Source organism: Nonomuraea bangladeshensis (genome assembly GCF_039529455.1).
Classification (GTDB): Bacteria; Actinomycetota; Actinomycetes; order Streptosporangiales; family Streptosporangiaceae; genus Nonomuraea; species Nonomuraea bangladeshensis.
Genome location: NZ_BAAAMV010000001.1, coordinates 903,084 through 912,679, shown reverse-complemented (window position 1 = coordinate 912,679; position 9,596 = coordinate 903,084). Strand labels below are relative to the sequence as shown.

General features: G+C 71.7%; 7 protein-coding genes and 1 rRNA gene. 2 read left to right on the top strand and 6 right to left on the bottom strand.

The window, feature by feature from the left end; translation table 11 throughout:
* A 5S ribosomal RNA gene (gene rrf / locus ABD292_RS04040) occupies window positions 1–78 on the top strand; the annotation flags it as partial.
* A gap of 874 nt (window positions 79–952) precedes the next feature.
* On the opposite strand, the gene ABD292_RS04035 is transcribed toward rrf, so the two are convergent.
* Both ABD292_RS04035 and ABD292_RS04030 read right to left on the bottom strand, forming a co-directional pair.
* Complete coding sequence (locus ABD292_RS04035; protein WP_344205275.1) at window positions 953–1,411, bottom strand: GNAT family N-acetyltransferase; 459 nt, start codon at window positions 1,409–1,411, stop codon at window positions 953–955.
* Between the two features lie 188 nt (window positions 1,412–1,599).
* Complete coding sequence (locus tag ABD292_RS04030) at window positions 1,600–3,078, bottom strand: phosphodiester glycosidase family protein (protein WP_344205273.1); 1,479 nt, start codon at window positions 3,076–3,078, stop codon at window positions 1,600–1,602.
* A gap of 260 nt (window positions 3,079–3,338) precedes the next feature.
* Between ABD292_RS04030 and trpS the strand changes: the two genes are divergently transcribed.
* Entirely contained in the window at window positions 3,339–4,301 is a 963-nt protein-coding gene (trpS, locus tag ABD292_RS04025; RefSeq protein WP_344205271.1) for a tryptophan--tRNA ligase, read from the top strand.
* Window positions 4,302–4,316: 15 nt separating this feature from the next.
* On the opposite strand, the gene ABD292_RS04020 is transcribed toward trpS, so the two are convergent.
* The 4 genes from ABD292_RS04020 to ABD292_RS04005 all read right to left on the bottom strand — a co-directional run bounded on the left by ABD292_RS04020 (window position 4,317) and on the right by ABD292_RS04005 (window position 9,569).
* Window positions 4,317–5,435, bottom strand: a complete 1,119-nt coding sequence (locus ABD292_RS04020) for a serine hydrolase domain-containing protein (protein ID WP_344205270.1) — start codon at window positions 5,433–5,435, stop codon at window positions 4,317–4,319.
* A 104-nt stretch (window positions 5,436–5,539) separates the two neighbouring features.
* Complete coding sequence (locus ABD292_RS04015) at window positions 5,540–7,159, bottom strand: PucR family transcriptional regulator (RefSeq protein WP_344205269.1); 1,620 nt, start codon at window positions 7,157–7,159, stop codon at window positions 5,540–5,542.
* 57 nt (window positions 7,160–7,216) lie between these two features.
* Entirely contained in the window at window positions 7,217–8,857 is a 1,641-nt protein-coding gene (locus ABD292_RS04010; protein WP_344205268.1) for an AMP-binding protein, read from the bottom strand.
* 13 nt (window positions 8,858–8,870) lie between these two features.
* Complete coding sequence (locus ABD292_RS04005; protein ID WP_344205266.1) at window positions 8,871–9,569, bottom strand: TetR/AcrR family transcriptional regulator; 699 nt, start codon at window positions 9,567–9,569, stop codon at window positions 8,871–8,873.
* Window positions 9,570–9,596 lie beyond the last annotated feature (27 nt).

The window sequence follows — 9,596 nt, the reverse complement described above, 5'->3', positions numbered from 1 at the left end:
CCGAACCCGGAAGTTAAGCTTCTCTGCGCCGATGGTACTGCACTCGGGAGGGTGTGGGAGAGTAGGTCACCGCCGGACAATCTTTATGGAGGGCCCCGACTGGTTCAGTCGGGGCCCTTCTGCATTTCTGGCTGCGGCTTCGGGGCTCAGGCGGGCAGATCGTGCGGCTTGAGAGCGCAGGCTCGCCGGGGTGCAGAGATCGCCCGCCAGGCGAGGCGGGTGTCGATGGCGAAAGCGTGGCGGGCGGCAGCGAGGTCGTCGAAGGTCTCAGCTCTGCGTAACCCGGGCAGCTCGCCGGTGAAGACCTCTTCAGGGTCGTGCAGAAGTAGGAGTAGGCGGCGGCGAACTCGAGAGCGGGCCCGTCCAAGAGGCGGTTCAGCAGGCTGTGCGCGAGCTCGCGAGGTGTGCGGTCAGCACGGCGATGGGTCTGGGAGTGGAGCAGATCGACCGCGCACGAGCTGTACCTGGGCGGGGGAGTACGGGAAGGACCGCAGCCGGTCGAGGGTTCTCGCCCAGACGTGCGCACGCGCCAGGATCGCGTACAAGGGCACCGTGGGGACGAGCACCATGGGCGCACGCCAGTCCGCCGTCGCCACGCCGAGGACGAGCAGTCCGAGTCCCGTCAGGATGAGGGGGCGCGGCGACATCGATGCGGGGCGCCGGGGAGGAGAGGCTTCCGTCCGTGGCTCCTGGACCGGGGCCGGCACGGCCGCGAAGACCTCGGCCGTCTGCTCCGTCATCACCAGGCGGAGGTGCAGCGGCTTCACCGTCACGTAGTCGAACGCGTCGCGGATCTCTGGATCGTGCAGTGCCCGGGTGACCGGGTGAGTGCGGCCGAACAGAGGTCACGCAGAGCGGGGTCCTCGTGCAGGGGGTTGGGTCGCACCGCACGAGCACGATGAGTGGCGTCGCCTGCGGGGGCAAGGCGAGGCGAGGGGCGACGGCGCGGGGCTCAGCGCGGGTGATAGGTGATCGACTGGAAGGGCCAGTGCGTGGAGAGCCAGGCCGTCACGGCCTCGTACAGGGGCAGGTCCAGTTCGGCTCGGTCGGCGCGAATCCAGGAGGACACCTTGGCGTCGTGGTCGTCGCGGCGGGTGGGGTAGATGTAGACGCATCCGATCGCGTCGCCGGTGGCCGGGTCGAGGACGGTGTAGGTGAATCCGCGGCGCCGGGCGAAGTCGTCGGCGTGGCGTTCCAGGTCGGCGAGGTTCGCCTCCAGGGTCATGCCGTTCACGGGAGGCCATTCTCGGTCGTGGAAGCCCGGAGTGGCGCGGATGTGCGCGATGCTGCCGGTCCAGGCGGCGTGATCGGCGGCGTTGTGCTGCGGGCCCAGGGGTTCCAGCCGGAACCGCGGGGTGACCAGGTGCGAGGGGACGGCGAAGTCGTCGGGGACGAAGGCATGATCGCTCATGTGGCCGAGGCTATGAGCTCATGGGTGCGGGAGGAAGGCCGGGCCGGGTGGGGGCGGGCCTTGCGCCGGGCCGTCCCGGTGAGCGGGTGGCCCGGCGCAAGATGCCCGGTGGCTGAGCGCTTCAGCGATCTGGTGCTGGCTGAGCGCTTCAGCGGGCTGGTGCCGGCTGAGCGCTTCAGCGGCTGGTGCTACTGGGGGAGGACGAGCAGGGAGTCGCCGACGCCGCGTTCCACGCCGTCCGAGGGCCGGTTGACCAGCTTGTTCTTCACCACCATGGCCGTCGAGCCGCCGCCGTCGAGGTTGACCGCCTGGCGGGCGCCGAGCCAGCGCATGAGCTGGGCGGCCTCGTGGAAGTTCGCGCCCACGGTGACGCCCGGCTGGCGGCCGTCGATGGTGGCGAGGATGAGGCTGCCGTTCTTGGTGACGCCGAGCAGGGTGCGCGGGTGGCGGCGCAGGATCATGTTGATCGAGTCGTGGCCGTCCCGCTTGGCGGTGATCTGGACCTGGCCGTTGCGGACCAGGTTGACGTTGCCCGCGATGACGTGCAGGTCGGGGGTGAGCTTGAGCGCCTTCCTGGTACGCAGGTCCACGACCCTGGTGTCGACGCGTACGGTCCAGTCCTGCCAGGCGTGCTGGTTGAGCCAGTCGGCCGAGACGCCGTTGCCGTGCAGCACCCGGGTGCCCTTGGCGATGGCGGCGCCGGAGGCGCGCAGGCCCAGCACCTTCCCGTTGACGTCGAGGACGGCGTCGGTGCCGCCGGTGGGGGTCTTGGCGCCGTACTCCTCGGTATAGAGGATGAGCTCGTCCACGGCGGCGGCCCGGTTCACGCCGTTGGCCTGGGCCTTCTCGCCGTCCTGGGAGATCACGGTGACGGTGGTGGCGAGCTCGGTGATCCTGACGGAGCGACCCTGGAGGACGACCGCGGTGCGGCCGGGCACGGCCTCGCTGAGCAGCTTGCCGCCGACCACGGACGCGCCGACGGGCTCGCCGCGCAGGTTCCTGGCGGTGTGGATGTTGAAGAAGCCGCCGTTGACGCCGACGATCGCGCCCGCGGCCTTGGCCATCGCGGAGACCGTCTCGCGCTTGGCGACGCTCGCGCCGAGCGAGGCCGCGTACGAGCCGCGGAACGCCTTCGCGTCGATCATGACGACCTTGACGTCCCAGGGGCCGGTGGTCTGCAGCCCGTCGTCGCCGAGGTAGTCGACCTTGACCTTCAGGCCCGCTTCCTTGAGCGTCTTGGCCGCCTCCTCGGCCTTCTTCTTGTCCTTGAGCGACCACAGGCCGACCCGGACCATGTAGACGGTCTGCGAGGGGGCGTCGGCGACGCTCGGCCGGATCACCTCCTGCACGCTCGGGGTCTGGCCGGCGGCCTCGACCTCGGCGGCGACGGCTTCGGCGGTCGGCCGGGCGCCGTAGTCGCGGCCGCTCGGCATCAGGAGGGTGAGCGTGTAGCCGTCGGTCGCGCTGCCGGCTTTGACGTCGTACAGGTCGATGCCCGGCGCGACGGCGGTCATCGCCTTGGTCGGCACGGACTTGGCTCCCAGCGGGAACCTGGCCGACGGGAAGGCCACCGCCGCCTGTTCCGCCGCGACCGAGGCGGCGGGCAGCGTGGTGACGGTGATCGCCGCGGCTATGGCCAGGCCGCCGGCGAGGGTGCGTCGAGACATTAACTCTCCAGAGGGCACGAAAAGGGACCGCACCATACTGACGAGATCAAGGTTCGCAGGACAGGCGAACACGCGAATTGGCCGCAGGGATTACGAAAGAGACAGCCACCTTGGTTACAATTTCGGTATGAAGCGCATCTGCCTGTGGTGGCGGCCGACGGACGGCCGCTGACACCGCATGCAGAGGGCCGTCTCCGGACGGCCCGCCGACCATGCGCCGGGGTCCTCCTGGGACGGCATCGACCAAGGAGGAGACCCCGATGGACCACGTCGTGCTCACCGGCGACCGCCCGACCGGGCCGCTGCATCTCGGCCACTACTTCGGCTCGCTGGCCAACCGGGTGCGGATGCAGGACGAGCACCCCATGTACGTCCTGATCGCCGACTACCAGGTCATCACCGACCGCGACAAGCCCGGCGAGATCCAGGCGAACATCACCGACCTGCTGCTCGACTACCTGGCCGTGGGGCTCGACCCGGCCAAGGTGACGATCTTCCAGCACAGCGCGGTGCCCGAGCTCAACCAGCTGATGCTGCCGTTCCTGAGCCTGGTGTCGGTGTCGGAGCTGAGCCGCAACCCCACGGTGAAGGACGAGATCGCGCACAGCTCGCAGGCGGCCGTGAGCGGGCTGATGTTCACCTATCCGGTGCACCAGGCGGCCGACATCCTGTTCTGCAAGGGCACGCTGGTGCCCGTCGGACGGGACCAGCTGCCGCACGTGGAGGTGACGCGGCTGATCGCGCGCCGGTTCAACGAGCGTTACGGCGAGGTGTTCCCGCTGCCCGAGGCCGTCATGGGCGAGCGTTCCCTGCTCAAGGGCCTGGACGGCGGCAAGATGAGCAAGAGCCGCGGCAACGCGATCGCGCTGAAGGCCACCGAGGACGAGACGGCCGCGCTCATCAGGAAGGCCCGTACCGACGCCGACCGGCTGATCACCTTCGACGAGGAGCGCCGCCCCGAGGTGGCGAACCTGCTCACGCTGGCGGGCCTCTGCCTCGGCCGCAAGCCGCGGGAGCTGGCCGACGAGATCGGCGACGGCGGCGGCCTCGCGCTCAAGCGCCTGACCACCGACGCGGTCAACGACTTCCTGCGGCCGATCCGGGCCCGGCGGCGCGAGCTCTCGGCCGCCGGGGCGCGGAGGGTGCTGGAGGAGGGCAACGCGCGGGCCCGCGAGCGCGCCGCGGACACCCTGCGCGAGGTACGCGGCGCGATGGGCTTCTGAAGAGCCCGGCCGCTGCTACCGGACCGGCTCGGCGTCGTCGGCCGCGCCGGTCCGCCCGCAGAACACCTCGGCGACGAGCCGCTGCGTCGCCTTCTGGAACGTCTCCGACAGCGACAGCGCGGCGTCGTCCACGTAGGTCAGCCCGGCGGTCATGGTCGTGCCGCCGTCGGGCGTGCTGTACATGAGCGCCGCCGAGCCCGCCATGCCGCCGTTGTGGTGGAAGATCGTGCCGCCGCACTCCGTCTCCTGCGCGAACACCCCCAGGCCGTAGCCGATCTTCGGGTCCGGCCGGCGCATCTCGGCCAGGAGCGGGGCCGGGAGGAGCCTGCCGCCCATCAGCGCGGAGAAGAACGTGTGCAGGTCCCGGGTGGTGGAGATCATGTCTCCGCCGGCGGAGATCCAGGAGGGGTTCTGGCGGGTGACGTCGACCGTCTTCTCCTGGCCCGCGTCCTCGTAACGGTAGTAGCTGTGGGAGTGCGGCCCGGGGATCTCCGTGGCGGTGCCCGGCGCCACGGTCTCCGTCATGCCGAGCGGCCCGAGGATCAGCCGCTGCAACTCCTCGGCGAACGAGCGGCCGGTGACCTTCTCGATCAGCAACCTGGCCAGCACGTAGTTGGTGTTGGAGTAGCTCCAGTCCGCGCCCGGCTCGAAGCGGGCCGGCTTGGACAGCGCCAGCCGTACGAGCTCTTCCGGCTGGTAGGTCTTGAGGCGGTTGTCCACCCACTCCCGGCCCGACCAGGGGATGCCCGGCGCGAAGGTGCCGTCGTCGTAGTACTCGCCGGTGAAGTTGAACACGCCGCTGGTGTGCTGCAGCAGCATTCGCGCCGTGATCCGCCGGTCCAGACCGAACTCGGGCAGGTGGTCGCCGGCGGGGGCGTCCAGCCCGATCCTGCCCTCGGCCACCAGCCCCAGCACCGTGGCAGCCACGAAGGGCTTGGTGGCGCTGCCGATGCGGAAGCGCCCGTCCGTCGGCGGCTTCTCGCTCTCGCCCAGCTTGCGTACGCCGGCGCTGCCGGTCCACTCGCCCCGCGCGTCGTGCACGCGCAGCTGCAACCCGACGAAGCCGGAGTCGGCGATCTCCTGGATGGCCTGCCGCAGCTCGGGACGGTCCTGGCCGGTGAGGGTGAGGGACATGATGTGCGCTCCTTCAGGTTCTTGCCGTGTTCTTGGCATTCACCATCGCGGGGCGCGCTGACACGGGGCCGTCGCCGTGCTGACACGGGTGCTGAGACGGGCCTTCAGGCGCGGCTGTCGCGGCGGAAGGACTCCAGGGCGAGAATCGCGACGTGCAGCGACAGGCACGACTCGACGTCGTCGAGGTCGGTGTCGAGGATGCGTTCGAGCCGGCGCAGCCGGTCGTAGAAGGCGGGCCTGGACAGGTGCGCCTTCTGCGCGGCGACCGCCTTGTTGCGCCCCGAGTCGAGGTAGACGCGCAGGATGCGGGTGAGGTCGCCGCCGCGCTGGGCGTCGTGCGCGAGCAGCGGCCCCAGCTCCCGTTCGGCAAACGTCTGCAGCCGCGCGTCGTCGCGCAGCAGGTGGAGCAGCCCGCGCAGGCGCAGGTCGGGCAGGCGGTAGAAGGCGCGGCCGTCCGGCTGGCGTACGGCCACGTCGGCGACCTGCTCGGCCTCCAGGAAGCTGCGGCGTACGTCGCGGATGGACTCCACCACGGACCCGGCGGCGAGCACGAACGCCGCCCCGGGCGGCCACAGCATGCGCAGCCGGTCGGCGAGGGTGGTCAGCGCGGCCTCGGCCTGGGTGCGCGGCGGCAGCGGCAGCAGGACGCCCACCCGCTCCTGGTCCAGCGCGCCGACGAGGGCGGGCAGCCGGGCGTCCCTGCAGGCCCCGGCGGTGGCCTCGGCCAGCTCGCCGAGCTGGGCCTGGCCGTCGAGCGCCTGGTCGGCCGGGTCGGTCGGCCTGATGACGACGCTGACCAGCTTGCGCCCGGTCAGCGGCACGCCGACGGCCCGGGCGCGGGCGGCGGCCTCGTCGGGGTCGGCGTAGGCGTGGGTGAGGATGCCGGTGATGATCGTGCCGTGGGCCTGGCGCTCCAGCGACTCCTGGTGGCGTTCGAGCAGGCGACCGAGGGCGAGCGTGGTGGCGGCGCGTTCGGCCAGCACCAGGTCGCGCGGCGACGGCGGGGCGTCGCAGACGAGGATGAGCCGGCCCCAGTCCTGGCCGCGCGCCCCGACGGTGGTGACGAGCCAGCCGGAGGCCGGGTCGTAGGCCGTGCGCCCGGGCGGCGCCACCGCCCGCGACCGGGTCTCCCAGCCGGCCAGCAGGATGCCCGCGTCACGCCCGGCGGACTCGCAGGCCAGCACCTGGTGGGCGAGGTTCTCCAGCAGCACCGGGCGGCCGGCCAGCCTGGCCACCTGGGCGAGGACCTCCGTCGGCGAGGCGCCCTCGACCGACAGCTCGGTGAAGACCTCGTGGAGCTGCTCGGAGGCCCGCAGCTCTTCGAGCTGGATGTCGATGATCCGGGCGTGCACCGACTCGGTGATCTGGACGAACGGGGTCTCCCTGGTCAGCACGATGACCGGCAGCCCGTGCTCCTCGGCGGCCTTGAGCACCGCCCGCGGCAGCTCGCGGACGAACCGGCGGCCGAGCTCCACGACCAGCCCGGAGGCGCCGACGTCGGCCAGCGCGCCGATGTAGTCGGCCAGTTTGTCGGGGTCGTCGGGCAGCGCCACGCCGGTGGTCAGCACCAGCTCGCCGCCGCGCAGCAGTCCGGCGATCTCGGCGATCTCGCCGACGTGCACCCACCGCACCCGCGTGTCCAGCCGGTCGGCGCCCGCGACCACGCGCGGGCCACCCCGGCGCACGGTTTCGAGTTCGAGGACGTCGGCGATGGTGGGGAGCACGGGGCAGAGCCTAGCCGATCGATCTGTAAGAACGGGAATGCGTCACTTTACGCTCTGTCAGGAGCCGAGGTCGTCCTCGCGGTATTCCCCGCGGGGCTCGCGCACCCGGAGCTCGACCCGGCGGATCTTGCCGGAGATGGTCTTGGGCAGCTCGCCGAACTCCAGCCGCCGCACCCGTTTGTACGGGGCCAGCCCCCGCCGGCAGTGCTCGAAGATCGACCGCGCCAGCTCCTCGCCCGGCTCGAACCCGGGGGCCGGCGTGACGTACGCCTTGGGCACCGCCAGGCGCACCGGGTCGGGGGCGGGCACCACGGCGGCCTCGGCCACCCCCTCGTGCTCCAGCAGCACGCTCTCCAGCTCGAACGGCGAGATGCGGTAGTCGGAGGCCTTGAAGACGTCGTCGGTGCGGCCGACGTACGTGATGTAGCCGTCGGCGTCGCGGGTGGCGACGTCGCCCGTGTGGTAGTAGCCGTCGCGCATCGCCTCGGTCGAGCCGTCCAAGGGGCCGCCCACGTAGCCGGCCATGAGGCCCATCGGCCGGCGGCCGTCGAGGGGGAGGCAGATCTCGCCGTCGTCGCCCTCCTCGCCGGTGTGCGGGTCGAGCAGCACGATCGCGTAGCCGGGCAGCGGCCGGCCCATCGAGCCCGGCTTGACCGGCTCGCCGGGCGGGTTGCCGATCTGCGCGGTGGTCTCGGTCTGGCCGTAGCCGTCGCGGATGGTGATGCCCCACGCCTTGCGCACCTGGTCGATGATCTCCGGGTTGAGCGGCTCGCCGGCGGCCACGGCGGCGCGCAGCGGCAGCTTCCAGGCGGCGAGGTCCTCCTGGATGAGCATCCGCCAGACGGTCGGCGGGGCGCAGAACGTGCTCACGCGCTCGTCCCGCAGCACTTCGAGCAGCGCCGGGGCGGAGAAGCGGCGGTAGTCGTGGACCAGCACGGTCGCGCCGGCGTTCCACGGCGCGAAGACGTTGCTCCAGGCGTGCTTGGCCCAGCCGGGCGAGGAGACGTTGAGATGCACCTCGCCGGGGCGGACGCCGATCCAGTGCATCGTGGACAGGTGGCCCGCCGGGTAGGAGGCGTGGGTGTGCTCGACCAGCTTCGGCTGGGAGGTGGTGCCGGAGGTGAAGTAGAGCAGCAGCGGGTCGCCGGCCCTGGTGGGCCCGTCGGGCTCGAAGCCGGGCGGGGTGTCGTACGCCTCGTGGAAGGGCAGCCAGTTGTAGGCGTCGCCGACGGCGATCCTGGTGAACTCGCCCGGCCCGAACTTCCCGGCGTCCTCGGCGCCCGCGATCACGTGCGCGACGCCCCCGCGCTCGACCCGCTCGGCGACGTCCTTGGCCGTGAGCAGCGTGGTGGCGGGGATGACGACGGCGCCCAGCTTCATCGCGGCCAGCAGCGCCTCCCACAGCTCGGGCTGGTTGCCCAGCATGAGCAGGACGCGGTCGCCGCGGCGCACGCCCTGGCGGCGCAGCCAGGTCGCGACCTGGCCGGAGCGGGCCGACAGCTCGGCGAAGGTGTAGCGGGCCGGATGGTCGCCGACTATCTTGAGCGCCACGGCGTCGGGGGTCTCGGCGGCGAGCACCCCGTCGAACCAGTCGAGCGCCCAGTTGAACTCCGTCAGCTCCGGCCAGCGGAAGTCGCGGCGGGCGGTGGCGGGGTCGGCGTTCAGCAGGAGGTCGCGGGCGGCGCGGAAATCGCTCATGTCCGGGATCCTGCTACGCCGGCAGCCGTCGCTCAAGGCCGTCGAGCACCGACACCAGGCCGAAGTCGAAGGCCATCGCGCGCATGACCCGCGGGTCCTCGGGGGCGGCGGTCTCGATCCCCTTCATGAGCTCGGGGTGCCCGGCCGCGACCTTCGCGAGCGCGGCCCGCGCCGCGGTGGTGTCCCAGGTGCCCTCCACCGCCGTGTCCCAGGCGATCTCCGGGATGGTCATGCCGAAGATGTAGGCGGTGAGCGTGGCGCCGGCGAAGTCGATGTCGGCGCCGGCGAACCCGGCCAGCCGGAACGTGCGCCGCATGCGCTCGCTGACGCCGATGGCGTGCGGGCCGAGCGCGGGCAGGCGGCCGAGGAGGTCGGCCGACCAGGGATGGTTGAGCATCGCCTGCCGCATGCTGTGGGCCAGGACGGAGGCGACCTCGCGCCAGTGCGCCTCGTCGGGGTCGGGGACGGTGATCTCGGCCCACACCTCGTCGTAGGCCAGCTCCAGCAGGTCGTCCTTGGTGGCGACGTACCAGTAGATGCTGGTGGCGCCGGACATCAGCTTCGCGCCGAGCTTGCGCATGCTGAGCCCCTTGAGCCCTTCGGCGTCGAGCAGCTCCACGGCAGCCCTGACGATCTCCTCGCGGCTGCGTCCGGGGCCGGCGGGCTTGCTGCGCGGCTCGCGGGTCCAGACGGAGGTGAACTGCCTGCTCATGGCTCCAGGATAAATCCACTCGCACAG

Bases quoted from the DNA above. Each gene is read 5' to 3' on its own strand.
- ABD292_RS04035 (WP_344205275.1), bottom strand. From the start codon at position 1,411: ATGAGCGATCATGCCTTCGTCCCCGACGACTTCGCCGTCCCCTCGCAC.
- ABD292_RS04030 (WP_344205273.1), bottom strand. From the start codon at position 3,078: ATGTCTCGACGCACCCTCGCCGGCGGCCTGGCCATAGCCGCGGCGATC.
- trpS (WP_344205271.1), top strand. From the start codon at position 3,339: ATGGACCACGTCGTGCTCACCGGCGACCGCCCGACCGGGCCGCTGCAT.
- ABD292_RS04020 (WP_344205270.1), bottom strand. From the start codon at position 5,435: ATGTCCCTCACCCTCACCGGCCAGGACCGTCCCGAGCTGCGGCAGGCC.
- ABD292_RS04010 (WP_344205268.1), bottom strand. From the start codon at position 8,857: ATGAGCGATTTCCGCGCCGCCCGCGACCTCCTGCTGAACGCCGACCCC.
- ABD292_RS04005 (WP_344205266.1), bottom strand. From the start codon at position 9,569: ATGAGCAGGCAGTTCACCTCCGTCTGGACCCGCGAGCCGCGCAGCAAG.